The organism is Pseudomonas glycinis, from assembly GCF_054871425.1.
This window is the reverse complement of sequence record NZ_JBTYHF010000004.1, coordinates 18961-39788: the sequence shown is the minus strand read 5'-3', so window position 1 is coordinate 39788 and position 20828 is coordinate 18961. Positions and strand designations below refer to the sequence as shown.

Genomic DNA, 20828 nt, shown 5'->3' with positions numbered 1-20828 from the left:
TCCCACAAGGGACTAGCGTACGCCTTGATATTGCGTACCCACTGGAGACCCACATGAGCCACGCAGATTTCATCATCATCGGCGGCGGGATTGCCGGCGCTTCTACCGGGTTCTGGCTGGCGCCGCACGGCAAAGTGATCGTGCTCGAGCGTGAAACCCATCCCGGCTATCACTCCACCGGTCGCTCCGCCGCGCTGTACACCGCCGCTTACGGCACCGCACAGGTCCGCGCACTGACTCAGGCCAGCCGCGCGTTTTTCGACAGTCCTCCGAGCGGCTTCTGCGAGCACCCGCTGCTGACCCCACGCGGCGAAATGACCGTCGACTTCATCGGTGATCCCGCCGAACTGAACAACCAATACCTCAGCGCCAAAGCCACCGTGCCGCAGATGCAACTGCTCAGTGCCGACGAAGCCTGCGCGCGCCTGCCGATCCTGCGCCGGGAAAAAGTCCACGGCGCGATCTACGACCCATCGGCCTGCGACATCGACACCGACGCGCTGCATCAAGGCTACCTGCGCGGCATTCGGCGCAATCACGGCGAAGTCCGCACCGATTGCGAGGTGCTCGGCTTGAGCCGCGATGCCGATGGCCTGTGGATCGTGCAGACCAACGGCGAGACATTCAGCGCACCGGTGCTCATCAACGCCGCCGGTGCCTGGGCCGACAAGATCGCTGCCCTGGCCGGAGCGCAGCCGCTGGGGCTGCAACCGAAGCGCCGCGCCGCATTTATCTTTGCCGGCCCGGAAGGCGTGGACACTCATCACTGGCCAATGCTGGTCAGCCTCGACGAATCTTTCTACATGAAGCCCGACGCCGGCATGTTCCTCGGCTCGCCGGCCAACGCCGATCCGGTCGAACCGCACGACGTGCAGCCGGAAGAACTCGACATCGCCATGGGCATCTATCAGATCGAAGAGGCCACCACGCTGACCATCCGCCGCCCGACCCGCACGTGGGCCGGTCTGCGCAGTTTCGTTGCCGACGGTGATCTGCTCAGCGGCTTCGATCCCCGAGTGCCAGGGCTGTTCTGGGTCGCTGCGCAGGGCGGTTACGGTATTCAGACGTCGCCGGCGATGGGCCAGGCCAGTGCGGCGCTGGTGCGCGGCGAGCCGTTTCCCGAGCACCTGCATCAATTCGGTCTGGACAGCGCCATGCTCTCCCCGGCCCGACTGGCTTGATCGCATCGACTCGTCGAAAAGATTGCGGCACACTCGCAGCGCCCCGGCACAAGGGGCGCTGACGCTGCCTGGAGCTCCACTGTCATGACTGCCCCCGAATTCGATCCGGCGCTGGATAACTTCCGCGCCATCGCCGACGCCATCGCCACGCTGTTCTTCCCCCACGCCGAGTTGGTGCTGCACGACCTGCGCACGCAGAAGGTCGACTACATCGCCAACAACCTGTCCAAGCGCGAAATCGGCGACGACTCGTCGCTGGAAGACATGCTCAGCGAGGATGTCAGCGACAGGAACATCGGCCCGTACGAAAAGCTCAACTGGGACGGCCAGAAAATTCGCAGCCTGAGCACCGTGCTGCGTGACAGCGAAGGTCGTCCGCTGGCGGTGCTGTGCATCAATCTGAATATTTCCCTGTTCGAGAACGCCAAGGCGGCGCTGGATCTGTTTCTCTCGCCGAGCAAACTGATTCCGCAGCCGGACTCGCTGTTCCGTGATGACTGGCAGGAGCGCATCAACACCTTCCTCCACGCCTGGTTGCGCGAGCGGCAGTTGAGCCTGAACCTGCTGACCCGCGATCACAAACGCGAACTGGTGCTGGCCCTGCACGCCGAGGGCGCGTTCAAGGGCAAGAGCGCTTCGAACTACGTGGCCAATGTGCTGAACATGGGGCGGGCGACGGTGTACAAGCATTTGAAGGAATTGAAGGGCTGAGGATTTGCATCGCTAGCACTGGCCTCTTCGCGAGCAGGCTCGCTCCCACATTTGGAATGCGTTACCCCTGTGGGAGCGAGCCTGCTCGCGAAAGCGCTTGATCAATCGCCGTAGATATCGGTCTTGAAATACTTCTCGGAAATCTTCTGGTACTCGCCATTCGCGCGAATCCCGTCGATGGCGCTGTTCAACTGGCTGACCAGCTCAGCATTGCCCTTGCGCACGGCAATCCCCGCGCCCTCGCCGACGTACTTCGGATCCTTCAGCTCCGGCCCGACAAACGCGTAACCCTTGCCGCGCGGCATCGACAGGAAGTCATTGAGCGGAATGGTGTCGGCAAAAATCGCATCAAGGCGCCCCGCCGCCAGGTCCATGTAGATCTCTTCGTTGTTGCCGTAGCGCTTGACGTTGATGCCTTTGGGTTCGAACACCTCGGTGGCGTAACGATCAGTGGTGGTCGCGCGCTGCACGCCGACGTTCTTGCCTTTGAGGCTGGCGTACTGATCATCCACCGTCGCGCCTTCCTTCATGACCAGACGCGAAGAAGTGAAGTAATACTTGTGGCTAAAATCCACCGACTTCTTGCGATCTTCATTGATGGTCATCGACGACAGCGCCATGTCGATCTTCTTTACTTTGAGCGAAGGAATCAGCCCGTCGAACTCACCTTCAACCCACACGCACTTGACCTTCATCTGCGCACACAGGGCATTGCCGATGTCGTAGTCGAAACCGACGATTTCACCTTTGTCGGTTTTCGACGCGAATGGCGGGTAGGCCGCTTCAATGCCGATGCGCAAGGTTTTCTCGGCGGCAAAGGTGCTGGTACAGGCCAGCAAGCTGAAGGCAAGGCCGGTGATGAGGGGGAGTTTCTTCATGTTCGTTCTCTCGCGGGTTGTTGTTGGTTTGGCGAAGAAGAGCAGCTACAAGCGGCAAGCTGATAGCTGCAAGACAGAAGCTTTTTTGTACTTGGAAATCCATATTGGACTTATAGGTACAAACCGTCAATCCGCGAGAAGAGAGTGTCTGCGAGGTTTTTGCCGTTACAGATGGCCCCTTCGCGAGCAAGCTCGCTCCCATATTGGATTTGTGAACGACACAGATCCAATGTGGGAGCGAGCTTGCTCGCGAAGGCGTACTGAGGGGCACTACAGGAATTACTTTTTCCAGCGATCGGCGGCGGCATGATCACTGTCCCGCCCTTCGACCCAACGTGGTCCATCGCTGGTATTTTCTTTCTTCCAGAACGGCGCGCGGGTTTTCAGATAGTCCATGACGAAGGCGCAGGCATCGAACGCGGCCTGGCGATGGGCGCTGGCGGCGCCGACGAAGACGATCGGTTCGCCCGGCTCCAGCGCGCCGATGCGGTGCAGCACTTCCAGTTTCAACAGCGGCCAGCGCTGCTCAGCTTCGACAGCGATCTTGCCGAGGGCTTTTTCGGTCATGCCCGGATAATGCTCGAGGAACATCCCGGCCACGTCGAGACCGTCGTTGAAATCGCGCACGTAACCGACAAAGCTCACCACCGCGCCAACGCCGACATTGGCCGCGTGCATCGCATTGACTTCAGCGCCCGGATCGAACGGCGTGGCCTGCACGCGAATCGCCATGTTCAGCCTCCGGTCACGGTGGGGAAAAACGCCACTTCGTCGCCATCGACCACCGGCTCATCGAGCTGGCAGAGGTCTTCGTTACGTGCGCACATCAGGTTCTGCTCGCTCAGCACTTCGGCGCCATCACGTTGTGCCAACAGTGCGCGAACGTCATCGACGGTGGCGAAATCGCCTTCAACCGCAACCGAATCCACGCCCAGCGCTTCACGGTAGCGGGCAAAAAATTTCACGGTCAGTTTCATGGCTGCTCCGCCTGGAAGTGGCCGCTCTTGCCGCCGACTTTCTCCAGCAGCCGCACGCTTTCGATGGTCATGCCACGGTCGACGGCTTTGCACATGTCGTAAATGGTCAGGGCGGCGACGCTGGCGGCGGTCAGCGCTTCCATCTCGACACCGGTCTGCCCGGACAACTTGCAGCGCGCGACGATACGCACGCTGTCCTCACCCTCGGCGCTGAGTTCGACTTTGACGCCAGTCAGCATCAGCGGATGGCACAGGGGAATGAGATCGCTGGTTTTCTTCGCCGCCTGAATCCCGGCAATGCGCGCCACGGCGAACACATCGCCCTTGGGGTGGCCGCCGCCGACGATCATCTGCAGGGTTTCAGGGAGCATGCGCACCAGCGCTTGAGCCGTCGCTTCACGGAACGTCACGGCTTTTTCAGTGACGTCGACCATGTTGGCGCGACCTTGGGAATCGAGATGAGTCAGCACGGGATTACTCCTGATCAGGAGCGTGGATTGTAAACCTGTGGGTCAGATATCCGCATCACTGATTATGAAATCACCGTTGCCCCCTGTGGGAGCGAGCCTGCTCGCGAAAGCGGATTCAGATTCACTATAGATGTCGACTGATACACCGCATTCGCGAGCAGGCTCGCTCCCACAGGAGATATGCATTCATCCATAAAAAAACCGGGCGGCTTTAAGGGCCGCCCGGTCTTGTGGGAAGGGTTACAGATGCGATTCGGCGTATTCGGCCAGGATCGAGCGAGGCACCCCTTGCAGGGTGATGTGCACACCGTTGGGGAAGTCCTTGAAGCGTTCGGTCAGGTAGGTCAGCCCGGAGCTGGTCGCGGACAGGTAAGGGGTGTCGATCTGCGCCAGGTTGCCCAGGCACACCACTTTGGAACCGGCGCCGGCACGGGTGATGATGGTTTTCATCTGGTGCGGCGTGAGGTTCTGGCATTCGTCGATCAGGATCAGGCTTTGCTGGAAGCTGCGACCGCGAATGTAGTTGAGCGATTTGAACTGCAACGGCACTTTGCTGAGGATGTAGTCGACGCTGCCATGGGTGTTTTCGTCATCCATGTGCAAGGCTTCGAGGTTGTCGGTGATGGCGCCCAGCCAAGGCTCCATTTTTTCCGCTTCGGTGCCGGGCAGGAAGCCGATTTCCTGGTCCAGGCCCTGCACGCTGCGGGTGGCGATGATGCGGCGATAACGTTTGCTGACCATGGTCTGCTCGATCGCAGCGGCCAGCGCCAGAATGGTCTTACCGGAACCGGCGGCGCCAGACAGGTTGACCAGATGAATGTCCGGGTCAAGCAACGCATACAGCGCCAGACTCTGATAGATGTCGCGCGGCTTCAGGCCCCAGGCCTCCTGATGCAGCAGCGGTTCCTGATGCAGGTCGAGGATCAGCAGGCGGTCTTCCTGGATTTCCTTGATCCAGCCGACAAAGCCCTGCTCGTCGATGATGAACTCGTTGATGTGCACGGCCGGCAAGTTGTCGATCAGTTGCACCTGATGCCAGGTGCGGCCGTGGTCCTGACGGGTTTCGACCTTGCTCACGCGGTCCCAGAAGGAGCCGGTCATGTTGTGGTAGCCGTTGGGCAGCAGGGACACGTCATCGACCAGTTGGTCGGTGCTGTAGTCCTCGGCGTCGATGCCACAGGCGCGCGCCTTGAGGCGCATGTTGATGTCTTTGGTGACCAGCACCACCGGTTTCTGCGGATCGCGGGTATGCAGATCAATCAGTTGGTTGATGATTTTGTTGTCGTTCAGGTGCTCGGGCAGAATCAGGTTCGACTCGGCCTGTTTGCTCATCAGAATTGACAGCAAGCCTTTCGGCCCGCCCTTGCCGCGCTGGATCGGCACACCCAGCTCGACGTCCTCGGGGGACGCATCGCCCAGGGTCTTGTCGATCAGGCGGATCGCCTGACGGCATTCGGCGGCCACGCTGTGATGGCCGCTCTTGAGCTTGTCCAGCTCTTCCAGCACGGTCATCGGGATGGCGACGTGGTGTTCTTCGAAATTCAGCAGGGCATTTGGATCGTGAATCAATACGTTGGTATCGAGTACATACAGGATTGGCTGGTTGGAGGAAGGGCTGCGTCCGTGATCATCCATACTCGGTCACCTTTATGGGAGCCATTCGACGCAATACCTTGACAGTGCTGCGCCTCGAGGTGACTGCCGAATTCATCCACGAGGGCCTGGATGAACTGCACACAATAGGAGTCTGGGAAGACGCCACCTGTGTTGCAGGTTTCGGCGGTCTGTCTTCGTAATACTCCAAAACCGATGACATAAAAAAGCACTTTGACGGTTTTTTTAAGTTTATTTTGCAGAGTGACGAAAAGCCCTTGGCGGACTCCCCGTACCCCGCTAAAGTCGGAAGTCCGCCTGCATCGAATTCCTCCTGAAAATCACCCCAAGCCCAATGTTTCCGGGCTTTTTGTCGTTTCTCAACGAAACGCGTCCTGACAGTCTTCCCAGCCAATGCCGCTCTGCGCAGTCTGTGTGATCAGCCACGGCAGCGATGTCTTCACCGCATCCTGTTTCATGTTGAAATTGATCACCCCGTGCCGCCACAGCAGCATCAGGGTCAACACTCGCTGCGCGCTCGCCGGCCCCTTGAGCTTGCCGGCACCGTCCTGGGCATCGATGTCCCACAGTGCCACTTGCAGGCCCTGGCTGTTGAAGAAACCTTGTGCATCACTGCGGCGCTGGCCATCCGGCGGACGGAATAGCGGCACGTAGTTTTCCGGCAGTTTGTTCTTCACCAGATCGGCGCTGCGTCGCACCGAATCCTGCCAGTCCTGCCAATGGCTGTGGGAGCGGAACTCCCAGCCCTGCACGCCTACGCATTGCCGGGAAAAACTCGCCTGCAGACTGCTGACCGAACGGCCAGCGAGTCGCGCCTGAATATCCTTGCCCAGGACGAAGAACGTTGCGCTCAGATTTGATTTTCGCAGGTACTCGGTCAGCCAGTCGGTGTTGTCCGGTTGCACGTTGGCGGCGCTGTCGAACGTCAGCAGAAACAGCCGGTCGTGCATGTCGTCGCCGTTGCGCTCGTAGTCGCCGAAACGATCGAATTCGTTACTGGTTTGGGGCGACAGCGCGGCCTTGCGCATCAGCTCGTCGAGGTACTGCAAATGGAAGATCCGGCTCGGCTCGGCCCACTTGGTGTAATAGCTGTCGTCGCTGACGACGAACTTGGCCGCCTGCTCGCGCAGGGTCGGCAGATCTTCGACGAGGAAGCAGAACGAGGCGTCCTGATCGCAGCTTTGCTGGGCGTGGTTGTAGTTGGCGAGCAAGCGCTGCCAGAGGCGCTGGCGCAGCTGATTGACCGCATCGATATTGACCGTGCGCAGGCCCAGGCGCTGGGCCAGTGCCGCCTCGTCGATGGACTCGGTGCCGAGCAGGCCGCGAGCGAACATGAGGATTTCCGCCCGCGACGCGACGTCGAACAGGGTCGGATTGCTGAGCTGCTCCGGCCAGGTCGTGCGATCCAGCGTCGCCGCATCGCCGGGCGCCGCCATGGCGCCGAAGCTCAGCAGCCACGCGGTGAATATAAGAACAATGCGCAAAGGGATGTCTCCATAACAAAACCCGCGCGGCACTATAGCTGATCCTGTCCTGTTCCCCCTATGCCACGGATGATCGTTCTCACGCTCTGCGTGGTAACGCCTCCCCGGACGCTCCGCGTCCGACGACTGTGACGCAGAGCGTCACGGGCTGCATTCCCACGCGGAGCGTGGGAACGATCATGTAAATCCGCTTTCGCGAGCAGGCTCGCTCCCACAAGGGGTTTGAGTTAAGCCGTCGATCACCTATGGGCTTGATAGCTGGAGTCAACCCGGACAACCCCCTAGAATCGCCCCCACGATTAAAGGAGACGACTTCATGCTGATGGTGATTTCCCCCGCCAAGACCCTCGACTACGAAACACCGCCGGCGACCCAGCGCTTTACCCAGCCGCAGTACCTCGACCATTCCCAGGAACTGATCCAGCAGCTGCGCGAGCTGAGTCCGGCGCAGATCAGCGAGTTGATGCACGTGTCCGACAAGATCGGTGACCTCAACGCCGCGCGTTTCGGCAGTTGGACACCCGCCTTCACCCCAGAGAACGCCAAGCAGGCGCTGCTCGCATTCAAGGGGGATGTGTACACCGGCCTCGACGCGCAATCCTTCAGCGAGGCGCAATTCGATTACGCGCAAAAGCACCTGCGCATGCTCTCTGGCCTTTATGGCCTGCTGCGGCCGCTGGACCTGATGCAACCCTATCGCCTGGAAATGGGCACCAAACTGGCCAACGCCCGTGGCAAGGATCTGTATGCGTTCTGGGGCACGCGCATCAGCGAGTGGCTGAACGAAGCGCTGGCCGAGCAAGGCGATGACGTACTGCTCAACCTTGCATCCAACGAATACTTTTCCGCGGTCAAGCGCAGCGCGTTGAAGGCGCGGATCATCAATACCGAGTTCAAGGATCAGAAGAACGGCCAGTACAAGATCATCAGTTTCTACGCGAAGAAAGCGCGCGGTCTGATGAGCCGTTTTGTGATCCAGGAACGCATCAACGACCCGGCTCAGCTCAAGCAATTCGATGTCCAGGGTTATCGCTACAGCGCCGAACAATCGAAACCTGACAATCTGGTGTTTTTGCGCGACCACGCCCCGGAATAAAGCATGCCCTTTGCACGACTCTTTTCCTCAGGAGTCGTGCAGTCCGCCCGAAGTCAAAATCCCCTCGCGACATATCGCCAAATTCATGGCGCCAATAAAACCACACTCTATTTTCTAATTTTAGTTTCACTCGACACTGAAGTTTTTTTTCAGTAGTGGCACCTAAATTTTTTACCCGTAGTGGCACAAAACTATCGACCCCGGTTTCGTCCCGATAACTAAAGGGCGAAATCGTTAGTGCTATCAATTTGCACCCAGTGCCATCTTCATCAATATTTCAAAAAATTTCGGCTGGCACGATGAGCGGGCTGGAACTATGTCCAAATGCGTTGCTCATACCACCGGTAACGATTCTCGCCGAGTTTGTACGAGATAACTTACGCAGAGCTGATAGCCATGTAACCAAGTTGTCACAGCAACTTGCCTGAGTGACTAACTAGTCTCAAAACAATCGAAGGACAGGAGATACGCACCATTAATATCCCCTACAAAGGCCAAGGCCGCGCCCCTATAAACGTGCTCGCCTGAGCACCTAACTGCTTGATTTACCGGCTCCCTACCGGACGTCGAGCAGGCTACACGACTGCACTAGAGTCTTCCCGCACGGAAGATCGGCTGCATAACAGGGCAAGTCATAACAACAAGGCCTAGTTACGCACATCTTGAGTGCACTTATTAGACACTCGGAACTTTGTATGCCTGCACACGGCATTGTGGCGCCTGTAAGCCGCACTTCCGAGTGCACTAGTGACCGCTGAACACCATTAACTCCGGCCTTCTAAGGCCTGATATATACAGAGGTAATTGCGATGCGCATCAGCATATTTGGTTTGGGTTACGTTGGCGCAGTATGTGCCGGTTGCCTGTCTGCACGGGGCCATGACGTAGTTGGCGTCGATGTTGCCAAAGACAAGATCGACATGATTAACGCCGGCAAATCGCCGATTGTAGAACCAGGCCTGGGCGAACTGCTGCAACAGGGTATCCAGACCGGTCGTCTGCGCGGCACGACCAACTTCGCCGAGGCGATTCGTGATACCGACCTGTCGATGATCTGCGTCGGCACGCCAAGCAAAAAGAACGGCGACCTGGAACTGAACTACATCGAGGCTGTGTGCCGCGAGATCGGTTTTGTCCTGCGTGAAAAAACCACCCGTCACACCATCGTCGTGCGCAGCACCGTGTTGCCAGGCACCGTGGCCAATGTGGTCATCCCGATTCTGGAAGACTGCTCCGGCAAGAAGGCCGGCGTCGATTTCGGCGTTGCGGTCAACCCGGAATTCCTCCGCGAATCCACCGCCATCGCTGACTACGATCAGCCACCAATGACCGTCATCGGCGAGTTCGATACCGCCTCAGGCGACGTTCTGCAATCGCTGTACGAAGAACTCGACGCACCGATCATCCGCAAGGACATCGCCGTTGCCGAGATGATCAAGTACACCTGCAACGTCTGGCACGCGACCAAAGTGACCTTCGCCAACGAGATCGGCAACATCGCCAAAGCCGTCGGCGTCGATGGCCGTGAAGTGATGGAAGTGGTTTGCCAGGACAAGACCCTGAACCTGTCCCAGTACTACATGCGCCCGGGCTTCGCCTTCGGCGGTTCGTGCCTGCCTAAAGACGTGCGTGCCCTGACCTACCGCGCCGGTTCCCTGGACGTCGAGGCGCCGCTGCTCAACTCGCTGATGCGCAGTAACGAATCGCAAGTGCAGAACGCTTTCGACATCGTTGAAAGCCATGAAAAACGCAAAGTCGCCCTGCTCGGTCTGAGCTTCAAGGCCGGCACCGACGACCTGCGCGAAAGCCCGCTGGTCGAACTGGCGGAAATGCTGATCGGCAAGGGTTACGACCTGAGCATCTACGACAGCAACGTCGAATACGCCCGTGTCCACGGTGCGAACAAGGACTACATCGAATCGAAGATTCCGCACGTGTCGTCCCTGCTCAACTCCGACTTCGACTCGGTGATCGACAACTCCGACGTGATCATCCTCGGCAACCGCGACGAGAAATTCCGTTCGCTGGCCCAGGAAGCGCCGCAGGGCAAGCAAGTCATCGACCTGGTGGGCTTCATGTCCAAGGCCACCAGCGCCGGTAGCCGCACCGAAGGCATTTGCTGGTAACGCAGCCCCAAGCGACAAGCGTCGAGCTGCAAGTCAACGCGATTGGCTTGCAGCTTGAAGCTTGCAACTTGCAGCTTCCCTTACCTTCGGATGACGGTTATGACCAAGCTCAAACATTTTTTTCTGCAATCAGCCGGCTGGCTTTTTTATCTCAGTCTGCTGATGGGCCTGGCCTTGATGCTGCCCACGTCCACATTCGACTCCGAGTCGAAGGACTTCATTTTCCTGATTGGCGCCGTGGGTATCTGGCGCTACTCGATGGGTGCAACGCACTTTGTGCGCGGCATGATTTTTCTCTACATCGTTTACCCGCACCTGCGTCGCAAAGTACGCAAGCTGGGTAAAGCGGCCGATCCGTCGCATGTGTTTCTGATGGTCACGAGCTTTCGTATTGACGCGCTGACCACCGCGCAGGTCTACAGCTCGGTGATCCGCGAAGCCATCGACTGCGAACTGCCGACCACCATTGTCTGCTCGATCGTGGAAATGTCCGACGAGCTGCTGGTCAAGGCGCTGTGGGCACGGATGAATCCGCCGGAGCGAGTCAAGCTCGACTTCGTGCGTATTCCCGGTACCGGCAAGCGCGATGGTCTGGCCTTCGGTTTCCGCGCAATCTCCCGCCACCTGCCGGACGACCGTGCCGTGGTGGCCGTGATCGACGGCGACACCGTGCTCGGCGAAGGCGTCGTGCGCAAGACCGTGCCGTGGTTCCAGCTGTTCGGCAATGTCGGCGGCCTGACCACCAACGAGTTCTGCGAAGTGCGCGGCGGCTACATCATGAGCGAATGGCACAAGCTGCGTTTCGCCCAGCGCCACATCAACATGTGCTCGATGGCCCTGTCCAAGCGCGTACTGACCATGACCGGTCGGATGTCGGTATTCAAAGCCTCCGTGGTGACCAATCCGGAATTCATCGCCGACGTTGAAAGCGACTCGCTGCAACACTGGCGTCTGGGCCGCTTCAAGTTCCTGACCGGTGACGACAAGTCGAGCTGGTTCAGCCTGATGCGCCTGGGTTACGACACCTTCTACGTGCCGGACGCCGCGATCAACACCGTTGAGCATCCGCCGGAAAAGAGCTTCATCAAGGCCAGCCGCAAGCTGATGTTCCGCTGGTACGGCAACAACCTGCGCCAGAACTCCCGTGCACTGGGTCTGGGTATCCGCCGCCTCGGCGTATTCACCTCGGTGGTGCTGTTCGACCAGCGCGTGTCGATGTGGACCTCGCTGCTCGGCCTGACCGTCGCACTGATCGCCAGCTTCAAGTACGGCACCGCGTTCATCCTCGTGTACCTGCTGTGGATCGGCATCACCCGCCTGATCCTGACGCTGTTGCTGTCGTGTTCCGGTCACCGCATCGGCCCTGCTTACCCGGCGATTCTGTATTACAACCAGATCGTTGGCGCCCTGGTGAAGATCTACGTGTTCTTCCGCCTCGACCAACAATCCTGGACTCGCCAGCCCACATCCCTGACCCGTGATCTCGCCAGCTTTCAACGTTGGTTCAACACCTGGTCGTCTCGGACCATGACCTTCTCCGCCGGCAGCATTTTTGTCGCCGTGCTGCTGATGATGGTCTGACCCGCTCCTATTGAATTAACAAGGAAATCGCCCCTATGAATACCGCCGTCAACGTCAACGTAGTGCATGAATCCGAAGCCCAGCGCCAGCACGCTCGCGTGAAAATCCCGGCCAAGCTGCGTTTCTTCGGCCCTGACCGGACGCCGCTCGAAGCGCGGGTCCTCGATCTGTCGGCTGGCGGTCTGGCGTTCAACGCCGGGCAGATGCCGCTGACCATCGGCGAGGTGTACAAGGCGCGTCTGCAATTTGTCATCGACAACCTCGGCCTGGCCATGGACGTTGAACTGCAGGTGCGTTCCTTCGATCGTGCCACCGGCCGCGCCGGCTGCCAGTTCCAGAACCTCGAGCCGCAGGACATTTCCACCCTGCGCCACCTGATCACTTCGCACCTGGCCGGCGACATCGTCAGCATCGGCGAAGTGCTGGCGACGCTGCAGCGCGACAACTTCACCAAGGCGCGCAAGAACAAGACCAACGACACCGGCATGACCCCGTTCGGCCGCCTGAAAGCCGTGACCTTCAGCGCCGGTATTTTCGCCGTTGGCCTGGTCGCTGCCGGTTTCATCTTCAAGTCGGTGTACGGCATGTACTTCGTCAGCCACGCCCAGGCCGGTCTGGTCAGCGTGCCGGGGATGAACATCACAATGCCGCGTGACGGCACCGTGCAGAGCCTGGTCAAGTCCGACGGCGTTGCCGCCAAAGGCGCACCGCTGGCGACCTTCAGCACCAGCATGCTCGACGTACTCAAGGGCCATCTGGCCGAAGACCAACTGGCCCCGGCCAAAGTTGAAGAACTGTTCGGCAAGCAAATGACCGGCACTCTGACCTCGCCGTGCGATTGCACCGTGGCCCAGCAACTGGTGGCTGACGGTCAGTACGCGAGCAAGGGCGACGTGATCTTCCAATTGGTGCCGCGCAACACCCAGGCCAACGTTGAAGCACGCTTCTCCTATCGCCAGTTCGGCGACGTTCGTCCGGGCACTCCGGTGAGCTTCCAGATCGCCGGCGAAGACAAGACCCGCACCGGCAAGATCGTCAGCAGCACCAGCCTGAAGAGCGCCGACCTTTCCTCCGACATTCGCGTACAGATCCAGCCTGACGAGCCGCTCGACAGCAGCCTGGCCGGCCGCCCGGTGGAAGTGAACAGCGACCGTGGCCCGAACCTGAACTGGCTGATCGACAAAGCCATGGCTGCCGGTCTTTAAGTCGAGGACATGCCTGTGACTACGCATAACTTGAACACACCGCCGACCCTGTGGGAGCGAGCCTGCTCGCGAAAGGGCCAGCGCGGTTTGTCTGAAGTACCGAGTCGACTGCTTCGCGAGCAGGTCGGATCGCCGCACCGTCGCTCCCACATGGGATTGATGGTGTGCTCGCTGGCACTAGCAGTTTCTCTAGCCGGTTGCGCCGGGCTGCCCGATCAGCGTCTGGCCAACGAAGCGCTCAAGCGTGGCGACACCGCCACCGCTGCGCAGAATTACCAGCAACTGGCCGATCTGGGTTACAGCGAGGCGCAAGTCGGCCTGGCCGATATCCAGGTCGACAGCCGTGACCCGGCGCAGATGAAACAGGCCGAAGCGACTTACCGCGCAGCGGCCAGCGTGTCGCCGCGTGCCCAGGCACGTCTGGGTCGTCTGCTGGTGGCCAAGCCGGGCTCCACCGAAGCCGAGCACCACGAAGCCGAAACCCTGCTGAAAAAAGCCGCCGCCAATGGCGAAGGCAACACGTTGATCCCGCTGGCGATGCTGTATCTGCAATACCCGCACAGCTTCCCCAACATCAACGCTCAGCAGCAGATCGATCAGTGGCGCAAATCCGGTTACCCGGAAGCGGGTCTGGCGCAAGTGCTGCTGTATCGCACCCAGGGCACTTACGACCAGCATCTGGATGACGTGGAAAAAATCTGCAAGGCCGCGCTCAACACCACCGACATCTGCTACGTCGAACTGGCCACCGTTTATCAGAAACGTGGCCAGCCGGAGCAACAGGCCGAGCTGATCAAGCAGATGCAGGCCGGTTACAGCCGTGGCACCGTCACCGCGCAGCGTGTCGATTCGGTGGCCCGCGTGCTGGCCGATTCGACCCTGGGCAAGACCGACGAAAAAACCGCGCAGGCGCTGCTCGAGCCGATCGCTCCCGGCTACCCGGCGTCGTGGGTCACCCTCGCGCAATTGCTTTACGACTTCCCCGAACTGGGCGACGTCGACCAGATGATGAAGTATCTGGACAACGGCCGCGCTGCCGACCAGCCGCGCGCCGAACTGCTGCTGGGCAAGGTCTACTACGAAGGCAAAATGGTCCCGGCTGACGCGAAAGTCGCCGAGGAACATTTCCAGAAAGCCGTTGGCCGCGAAGTGGCCGCCGACTACTACCTCGGCCAGATCTACCGTCGTGGCTACCTGGGCAAGGTCTACCCGCAGAAGGCTCTCGACCACCTGCTGACCGCTGCGCGCAACGGCCAGAACAGTGCCGACTTCGCCATCGCCCAGCTGTTCTCGCAAGGCAAGGGCACCAAGCCCGACCCGCTGAACGCCTACGTGTTCAGCCAATTGGCCAAGGCGCAGAACACCCCGCAAGCCGATGAACTGGCAGCGACCCTCGAGGCACAACTGCCGCCCGAGCGCCTGCCCGAAGCCCGCCGCCTGTTGCAACAGGAACAGGCCAGCCGTGGCGCCCTGAACTCGAACACGCTGCAACTGCACGCCCTGCAAGAAGAAGACGGCGAGGAAAAACTATGAAGCTGAACCCATTCGTGAAGGCCGGTATTGGCCTCACCTTCGCGCTGATCTGGTCTTGCCCGACACTGGCTGCGATGACCGAAACCAAGAACTTCGGTCTGGAAGTGAAACTCACCGGCCAGTCCGAAGACGACCGTGACCTCGGCACTGCCGGCGGCGGCGACGTCAATGGCGTGGGCCTCGACCTGCGTCCGTGGATCTACGGCGAAAGCGGCGCGTGGAGCGCCTACGCGATGGGTCAGGCGGTAACCTCGACCGACATCATCGAGACCGACACCCTGCAACAATCCGACGGTGAACAAGCCACCGACAACAGTGATCGCAAAACCAAGAAGAACTACCTGGCGATGCGCGAGTTCTGGGTCGGCTACAGCGGCCTCACCCCGTACCCGGGCGAGATTCTCAAGTTCGGTCGTCAGCGTCTGCGCAATGACGACGGCCAATGGCGCGACACCAACATCGAAGCGCTGAACTGGACCTTCGATACCACACTGCTGCGCGCCAATGCCGGTGTTGCCGAGCGTTTCAGCGAATACCGCACCGACTTGAAAGAGCTGGCACCGAAAGACAAGGATCGCCTGCACGCCTACGCCGACGCCGCTTACCAGTGGACGCCAGGGCAGTGGGTCGGCATTCGCGGCCACCACACTCACGATGACGGCAAACTCGATTACGCCGAGCCGGGCGTACCGCGCGACTCGCTGGACAAGACCGAGAACGGCGACATCAGCTGGATCGGCCTGACTGCCGACAGCGACGCCTACAACTGGCGCAACACCAACACCGTCAACTACTGGGGCAGCATCACCGGCATGAGCGGCGACCGCGACACGGTCAACGCGCTGAACGCCGATGGCACGCGCCCGACACAAGCCAAGCGCAGCGATGACATCAGCGGCTGGGCAGCCGACGTCGGCGTGCGTCTGCGCCTCGATCCGCAGTGGCAAGTCGGCGGTGCCTACGCCCGCGCCAGTGCCGATTACGAACAGAACGGTCTGGAGAGCAACCGCTCCAACTACACCGGTACCCGCTCGCGCGTGCACCGTTTCGGCGAAGCGTTCCGTGGCGAAATGAACAACATGCAGACCGCCACCCTATTCGGTTCGTGGATGGTCAACGACGAGTACGACGCCAGCCTGATCTACCACAAGTTCTGGCGTGTCGATGGCAACAAGCCGGTCGGCAGCAACGGCATCAATGCGGTGGAAAACAACACCGACGACGTCACCGGCGCAATCCTCTCCAGCACATCCTTGCCGCTTGAAGATGGCAACAAGGACCTGGGTCAGGAAATGGACCTGGTCGTCACCAAGTACTTCAAGCAAGGCCTGTTGCCGGCGGCGTTGAGCCAGTCGATCGACGAGCCTTCGGCACTGGTGCGTTTCCGTGGCGGTGTGTTCAAACCGGGCGATGCCTATGGCAGCCAGGTTGATTCCTACATGCACCGCGCATTCATTGACGTGATCTGGCGCTTCTGATGCAAACCGCCAAGGGAGTGCCCGACATGATCAGCACCAGAACAGGCTCACTCAGTCTGCTGGCCGGCGCGATGCTGCTGGCCAGCGCCAGCGCCTTCGCCAATGTTGAACCGGCGAAACCTGCGACCGTGGCCAAAGAACTGCAACAGGCCAAGACCTACACCGTCAGCAGCGCGCCGACCGACGCACTGAAACTGGCCAAGCCGACACTGCCCGACCTCTCCGACTTCACCGCCGAAGCCGCTGCGGCGAAGATCGTGCGCAGCAAGCCGGGCAAGATCAGCGTGCGCCGGATGATGCAGGAAAACGCTCTGAAGGACTTCATCGGCGGCGATAACAAGATGGCCGAATGGGTCGTGCGTCAGCACGGCATCCCGCAGGCGATCTTCATCGACGACGGCTACATGAACCTCAAGGATCTGGCGAAAAAACTGCCCAAGCAGTATTTCAGCGAGACGTCCCCGGGCGTGTACCTGGCCAAATTGCCGATCGTGGTCGGCGAGAAAGGCATCCTCGAAATCGACGGTCAGACCCAGGAACTGCGCCTGTCCCAAGAGGCCGGTTCGTTCCTGGTCAATGACGGCAAACTGTTCGTGCGTGACACCAAAGTCACCGGCTGGCGCGAGAAGGACAACGGCCCGGCAACCTTCCGTTCGCCGAAGGAATTCCGTCCGTTCCTGCTCTCCTGGGGCGGCACCGAGACCTACATCGTCAACAGCAAGATGGCCAGTTTCGGTTACGCCAACAGTAAGTCGTACGGGGTAAGTATTTCCCAGTACACGCCGAACATGGCCAAAGTCCTCAAGCGCCCGGAACCGACCGGCTGGATCGTCGGCTCCGAGTTCTCGGACATGTGGTACGGCTTCTACTGCTACGAAACCAGCGACTTTGTGGTCAAGGGCAACACCTACAAAGACAACATCGTCTACGGCATCGACCCGCATGACCGCTCGCACCGTCTGATCATTGCCGAGAACACCGTTCACGGCACGAAGAAGAAGCACGGGATCATTATTTCCCGTGAGGTCAACGACAGCTTCATCTTCAACAACAAGAGTTTCGACAACAAGTTGTCGGGCCTGGTGATCGACCGTAACAGCGTCAACAACATCATTGCCTACAACGAGATCTACAAGAACCACACCGACGGCATCACGCTCTACGAGTCCGCCGACAACCTGCTGTGGGGCAACAAGGTCATCAGCAATACCCGTCACGGCATTCGTATCCGTAACAGCGTGAACATCCGCCTCTACGAAAACGTTGCCATGACCAACGGCCTGACCGGTATCTACGGCCACATCAAGGACCTGACCGACACCGACCGTGACATCAAGCTCGACCCGTTCGACGCGCAGGTCTCGCTGATCGTCGTCGGCGGCGAGCTGGCGGCCAATGGCAGCGGCCCGCTGTCGATCGACTCGCCGCTGAGTGTCGAGCTGTATCGCGTGTCGATGCTGGCGCCGACCAAGTCCAGCGGGATCAGCTTCAACGGCATCCTCGGCGAGCGCCAGGATGAAATTCTCGATCTGTTGGTGCGCCAGCAGAAAGCCGTGCTGATCGACCCTGTCGAACGCCAGACCGAATTGCAGGACTGAGGATAATTTTTATGCACCCACACATGATCAAACTGCTCAGCCTCTCGGCCCTGACCCTCGGCATTCTCGCTGCCGGCAACGCCCGCGCCGACGCTGAAGGCGCAAGCGTCACGCCACCGAAGTTCACCGCCGAGCCGTGCTGCAACCTGTGCCCGGCGGCCCATGACGCGAAGAACTACACCACGCGTTATCAGCAGAACTTCACCACCCTGGTACAGGCCCAGGGCGACTGGCTGTTCCGAACCCAGGAAGACCTGCGCACCGAGTTCAACACCACGCCGGCCGGCTACAAGCGCCTGCAACAGTTGCACGATGCGTTCAAGAGCAAAGGCGTCGAGTTGGTGATCGTTTATCAGCCGACCCGTGGCCTGGTGAACCGCAACAAGCTCAACCCGCAGGAAAAAGCCGCGTTCGATTACGAGAAAGCGCTGGGCAACTACAAGACCATGCTCGGCCGTTTCGCCAAGATGGGCTACGTGGTGCCGGACCTGTCGCCACTGACCAACGAATCGCTGCCGGACACCCTGCCCGCCCACGATTTCTACTTCCGTGGCGACCAACACTGGACACCTTACGGTGCCCAGCGCACGGCAAAAATCGTCGCCGAAAAGGTCAAGCAGATCCCGGCCTTCGCCGACATTCCCAAGCGTGAATTCGAGACCAAGCGCTCCGGACGCATGGGCAAGACCGGCACTCTGCACAACATGGCCGGGCAACTGTGCGGCACCAGCTACGCGATCCAGTACATGGACCAGTTCACCACCGAGCCGAAAGGCGAGGCCGGTGACGGCGACCTGTTCGGCGATTCCGGCAATCCGCAGATCACCCTGGTCGGTACATCGCACAGCGGCAAGAACTACAACTTCGCCGGTTTCCTCGAAGAAGCCATCGGCGCCGACATCCTCAACGTGGCCTTCCCCGGCGGCGGTTTCGAAGGTTCGATGCTGCAATACCTGGGCAGCGAGGAATTCCAGAAGACCCCGCCGAAGATTCTCATCTGGGAATTCTCGCCGCTGTATCGCCTCGATCAGGAAACCATCTATCGCCAGATGATGGCGCTGCTCGATAACGGTTGCGAAGGCAAGGACGCGCAGATGTCCGCCAGTGCCACGCTGAAGCCGGGCAGCAAGCAAGAACTGCTGGTCAACAGCAAGAACCTGAACCTGCAGAACGCCAACCATCAGGTCGACATCCGCTTCGCCGACACCTCGGTGAAAACCCTGCAAGCCACCCTCTGGTACATGAACGGTCGCCACGAGGACATCAAGATCGAGAAACCGGAAACCTCCGACACCGACGGTCGTTTCGCCTTTGAGCTGCGCACGGACGAAGACTGGGCCTCGCAAAACCTGCTGGCGGTCGAAGTCCAGGGTCCTGAAGCCGGACCTGACGCCGCGCCACAAAAAGTCGAAGCGAAAATCTGCAAACGCAACGTATTCCCGGGCGTCGGTCACCAGACCGCGCAGCTCGGGCAATGAGGTCTGCTATGCGAAATCCGAAACTGAAAAACCTGTTGGCACCGACACTCCTGAGCCTGGCGATGTTCGCCGGGGCAACTCAGGCTGCCGCGCCATTGCGTCCACCGCAGGGCTACTTCGCCCCGGTGGATAAATTCAAGACCGGCGACAAGAGCGATGGCTGCGACGCGATGCCGGCGCCGTACACCGGTCCGCTGCAATTTCGCAGCAAATACGAAGGTTCGGACAAGGCCCGCGCGACGCTGAACGTGCAGTCGGAAAAAGCCTTTCGCGACACCACCAAAGACATCACCACGCTGGAACGCGGCACCGCCAAGCGCGTCATGCAGTTCATGCGCGACGGTCGCCCGGAACAGCTCGAATGCACGCTCGACTGGCTGACCGCGTGGGCCAAGGCTGACGCGTTGATGTCCAAAGACTTCAACCACACCGGCAAGTCGATGCGCAAATGGGCGCTGGGCAGCATGGCCTCGTCGTACATTCGCCTGAAGTTTTCCGACTCGCATCCGCTGGCCCAGCATCAGCAGGAAGCGCAGTTGATCGAAGCCTGGTTCAGCAAAATGGCTGATCAGGTGGTCAGCGACTGGGACAACCTGCCGCTGGAAAAAACCAACAACCACTCGTACTGGGCCGCCTGGTCGGTGATGGCCACCGCCGTCGCCACCAACCGCCGCGACCTGTTCGACTGGGCCGTCAAGGAATACAAGGTCGGCGTCAATCAAGTCGATGCCGATGGCTTCCTGCCCAACGAACTCAAGCGCCAGCAACGCGCCCTCGCCTATCACAACTACGCCCTGCCGCCGCTGGCGATGATCGCCAGTTTCGCCCAGGTCAACGGTGTCGATCTGCGTCAGGAAAACAACGGCGCGCTCAAGCGTCTCGGTGATCGCGTGTTGGCCGGCGTCAAGGACCCTGATGAGTTCGAGGAAAAGAACGGCAAAAAGCAGGACATGACCGACCTGAAAGAGGACATGAAATTCGCCTGGCTCGAACCGTTCTGCACGCTCTACACCTGTGCGCCGGATGTGATCGAGAAGAAGCGCGACATGCAACCGTTCAAGACCTTCCGTCTTGGCGGCGACCTGACCAAGGTCTACGACCCGTCGCATGAAAAGGGCAACAAGGGTTCCTGAAAGGCGAAGAGCAAAAGCCCCTCACCCTAGCCCTCTCCCGGAGGGAGAGGGAACTGACCGAGGTGGTAGTGCGGACTGCGGCAAAAGAAATATCGAGTCGATCTCGGGCTTTGAAAAGCAGTGAGATCAGGCTGCAAGGCAATACCGGGTCGATCCCCATTTTTGAAAACCATGGAGATCAGGCTCCCTCTCCCTCCGGGAGAGGGCGGGGGGTGAGGGGCGCGGTCTGACGGCCAGCTCCGACCTCAAGCGAACACTGTGTCACCCCTCCACTATCACGGGGGG

The 20828-nt window shown here is 59.9% G+C and carries 18 protein-coding genes; 12 read left to right on the top strand and 6 right to left on the bottom strand.

Translation table 11 applies throughout. The features are described 5' to 3' along the window. The first annotated feature begins 53 nt into the window (after positions 1 to 53). Both ACYSTU_RS10640 and ACYSTU_RS10635 read left to right on the top strand, forming a co-directional pair. On the top strand, positions 54 to 1181 hold the full coding sequence (locus tag ACYSTU_RS10640; protein ID WP_498998238.1) for an NAD(P)/FAD-dependent oxidoreductase: 1128 nt from the start codon (positions 54 to 56) through the stop codon (positions 1179 to 1181). Between the two features lie 84 nt (positions 1182 to 1265). Then, positions 1266 to 1892, top strand: a complete 627-nt coding sequence (locus ACYSTU_RS10635; RefSeq protein ID WP_498998233.1) for a helix-turn-helix transcriptional regulator — start codon at positions 1266 to 1268, stop codon at positions 1890 to 1892. 101 nt (positions 1893 to 1993) lie between these two features. Here ACYSTU_RS10635 and ACYSTU_RS10630 read toward each other — a convergent pair whose 3' ends face one another. From ACYSTU_RS10630 to ACYSTU_RS10610, 5 genes are all read right to left on the bottom strand, one after another. Beyond that, complete coding sequence (locus tag ACYSTU_RS10630; protein WP_498998229.1) at positions 1994 to 2770, bottom strand: ABC transporter substrate-binding protein; 777 nt, start codon at positions 2768 to 2770, stop codon at positions 1994 to 1996. 279 nt (positions 2771 to 3049) lie between these two features. After that, positions 3050 to 3502 carry a molybdopterin synthase catalytic subunit MoaE gene (gene moaE / locus ACYSTU_RS10625; RefSeq protein WP_016771590.1) on the bottom strand — a complete coding sequence of 151 codons (453 nt, stop codon included), beginning with the start codon at positions 3500 to 3502 and terminating at the stop codon, positions 3050 to 3052. Positions 3503 to 3504: 2 nt separating this feature from the next. Further along, positions 3505 to 3747: a MoaD/ThiS family protein gene (locus ACYSTU_RS10620; protein WP_016771591.1), complete on the bottom strand. Its 243-nt coding sequence runs from the start codon at positions 3745 to 3747 to the stop codon at positions 3505 to 3507. Continuing rightward, positions 3744 to 4217, bottom strand: a complete 474-nt coding sequence (gene moaC, locus ACYSTU_RS10615; RefSeq protein ID WP_264364560.1) for a cyclic pyranopterin monophosphate synthase MoaC — start codon at positions 4215 to 4217, stop codon at positions 3744 to 3746. The genes ACYSTU_RS10620 and moaC overlap by 4 nt, the downstream gene beginning before the upstream one ends. Before the next feature lie 240 nt (positions 4218 to 4457). Beyond that, on the bottom strand, positions 4458 to 5852 hold the full coding sequence (locus tag ACYSTU_RS10610) for a PhoH family protein (RefSeq protein WP_024011685.1): 1395 nt from the start codon (positions 5850 to 5852) through the stop codon (positions 4458 to 4460). A gap of 14 nt (positions 5853 to 5866) precedes the next feature. On the opposite strand from ACYSTU_RS10610, the gene ACYSTU_RS10605 reads away from it, so the two are divergent. Next, on the top strand, positions 5867 to 6013 hold the full coding sequence (locus tag ACYSTU_RS10605) for a hypothetical protein (protein WP_264364559.1): 147 nt from the start codon (positions 5867 to 5869) through the stop codon (positions 6011 to 6013). A gap of 177 nt (positions 6014 to 6190) precedes the next feature. On the opposite strand, the gene ACYSTU_RS10600 is transcribed toward ACYSTU_RS10605, so the two are convergent. Beyond that, on the bottom strand, positions 6191 to 7267 hold the full coding sequence (locus ACYSTU_RS10600; protein ID WP_498999093.1) for a polysaccharide deacetylase family protein: 1077 nt from the start codon (positions 7265 to 7267) through the stop codon (positions 6191 to 6193). A gap of 364 nt (positions 7268 to 7631) precedes the next feature. Between ACYSTU_RS10600 and yaaA the strand changes: the two genes are divergently transcribed. From yaaA to ACYSTU_RS10555, 9 genes are all read left to right on the top strand, one after another. Next, positions 7632 to 8411 carry a peroxide stress protein YaaA gene (yaaA, locus tag ACYSTU_RS10595; protein ID WP_498998214.1) on the top strand — a complete coding sequence of 260 codons (780 nt, stop codon included), beginning with the start codon at positions 7632 to 7634 and terminating at the stop codon, positions 8409 to 8411. Positions 8412 to 9220: 809 nt separating this feature from the next. Next, positions 9221 to 10537, top strand: a complete 1317-nt coding sequence (locus ACYSTU_RS10590; protein WP_016771595.1) for a nucleotide sugar dehydrogenase — start codon at positions 9221 to 9223, stop codon at positions 10535 to 10537. Between the two features lie 99 nt (positions 10538 to 10636). Continuing rightward, on the top strand, positions 10637 to 12118 hold the full coding sequence (gene alg8, locus ACYSTU_RS10585; RefSeq protein ID WP_161806094.1) for a mannuronan synthase: 1482 nt from the start codon (positions 10637 to 10639) through the stop codon (positions 12116 to 12118). Positions 12119 to 12153: 35 nt separating this feature from the next. After that, positions 12154 to 13323: an alginate biosynthesis protein Alg44 gene (locus ACYSTU_RS10580; protein ID WP_024011680.1), complete on the top strand. Its 1170-nt coding sequence runs from the start codon at positions 12154 to 12156 to the stop codon at positions 13321 to 13323. A gap of 15 nt (positions 13324 to 13338) precedes the next feature. Beyond that, positions 13339 to 14856, top strand: coding sequence for an alginate biosynthesis TPR repeat lipoprotein AlgK (gene algK, locus ACYSTU_RS10575; protein ID WP_410056012.1), 1518 nt, complete (start codon positions 13339 to 13341; stop codon positions 14854 to 14856). After that, on the top strand, positions 14853 to 16334 hold the full coding sequence (locus ACYSTU_RS10570; RefSeq protein ID WP_498998200.1) for an alginate export family protein: 1482 nt from the start codon (positions 14853 to 14855) through the stop codon (positions 16332 to 16334). Before algK ends, ACYSTU_RS10570 begins: the two co-directional genes overlap by 4 nt. A 26-nt stretch (positions 16335 to 16360) precedes the next feature. Further along, entirely contained in the window at positions 16361 to 17932 is a 1572-nt protein-coding gene (gene algG, locus ACYSTU_RS10565; protein ID WP_498998197.1) for a mannuronan 5-epimerase AlgG, read from the top strand. A gap of 11 nt (positions 17933 to 17943) precedes the next feature. Next, entirely contained in the window at positions 17944 to 19410 is a 1467-nt protein-coding gene (locus ACYSTU_RS10560) for an alginate O-acetyltransferase (RefSeq protein ID WP_016771601.1), read from the top strand. An 8-nt stretch (positions 19411 to 19418) separates the two neighbouring features. Next, the gene (locus ACYSTU_RS10555) at positions 19419 to 20543 is read left to right on the top strand and encodes a mannuronate-specific alginate lyase (protein WP_016771602.1); all 1125 of its coding nucleotides are present in this window, start codon (positions 19419 to 19421) and stop codon (positions 20541 to 20543) included. The last annotated feature ends 285 nt before the right edge of the window (positions 20544 to 20828 follow it).

Bases quoted from the DNA above. Each gene is read 5' to 3' on its own strand.
- ACYSTU_RS10620 (WP_016771591.1), bottom strand. From the start codon at position 3,747: ATGAAACTGACCGTGAAATTTTTTGCCCGCTACCGTGAAGCGCTGGGC.
- ACYSTU_RS10560 (WP_016771601.1), top strand. From the start codon at position 17,944: ATGCACCCACACATGATCAAACTGCTCAGCCTCTCGGCCCTGACCCTC.
- ACYSTU_RS10610 (WP_024011685.1), bottom strand. From the start codon at position 5,852: ATGGATGATCACGGACGCAGCCCTTCCTCCAACCAGCCAATCCTGTAT.
- ACYSTU_RS10570 (WP_498998200.1), top strand. From the start codon at position 14,853: ATGAAGCTGAACCCATTCGTGAAGGCCGGTATTGGCCTCACCTTCGCG.
- ACYSTU_RS10605 (WP_264364559.1), top strand. From the start codon at position 5,867: ATGGGAGCCATTCGACGCAATACCTTGACAGTGCTGCGCCTCGAGGTG.
- ACYSTU_RS10590 (WP_016771595.1), top strand. From the start codon at position 9,221: ATGCGCATCAGCATATTTGGTTTGGGTTACGTTGGCGCAGTATGTGCC.
- ACYSTU_RS10580 (WP_024011680.1), top strand. From the start codon at position 12,154: ATGAATACCGCCGTCAACGTCAACGTAGTGCATGAATCCGAAGCCCAG.
- ACYSTU_RS10630 (WP_498998229.1), bottom strand. From the start codon at position 2,770: ATGAAGAAACTCCCCCTCATCACCGGCCTTGCCTTCAGCTTGCTGGCC.
- ACYSTU_RS10600 (WP_498999093.1), bottom strand. From the start codon at position 7,267: ATGGCGGCGCCCGGCGATGCGGCGACGCTGGATCGCACGACCTGGCCG.
- ACYSTU_RS10635 (WP_498998233.1), top strand. From the start codon at position 1,266: ATGACTGCCCCCGAATTCGATCCGGCGCTGGATAACTTCCGCGCCATC.
- algG (WP_498998197.1), top strand. From the start codon at position 16,361: ATGATCAGCACCAGAACAGGCTCACTCAGTCTGCTGGCCGGCGCGATG.
- ACYSTU_RS10555 (WP_016771602.1), top strand. From the start codon at position 19,419: ATGCGAAATCCGAAACTGAAAAACCTGTTGGCACCGACACTCCTGAGC.
- ACYSTU_RS10640 (WP_498998238.1), top strand. From the start codon at position 54: ATGAGCCACGCAGATTTCATCATCATCGGCGGCGGGATTGCCGGCGCT.
- moaE (WP_016771590.1), bottom strand. From the start codon at position 3,502: ATGGCGATTCGCGTGCAGGCCACGCCGTTCGATCCGGGCGCTGAAGTC.
- yaaA (WP_498998214.1), top strand. From the start codon at position 7,632: ATGCTGATGGTGATTTCCCCCGCCAAGACCCTCGACTACGAAACACCG.
- alg8 (WP_161806094.1), top strand. From the start codon at position 10,637: ATGACCAAGCTCAAACATTTTTTTCTGCAATCAGCCGGCTGGCTTTTT.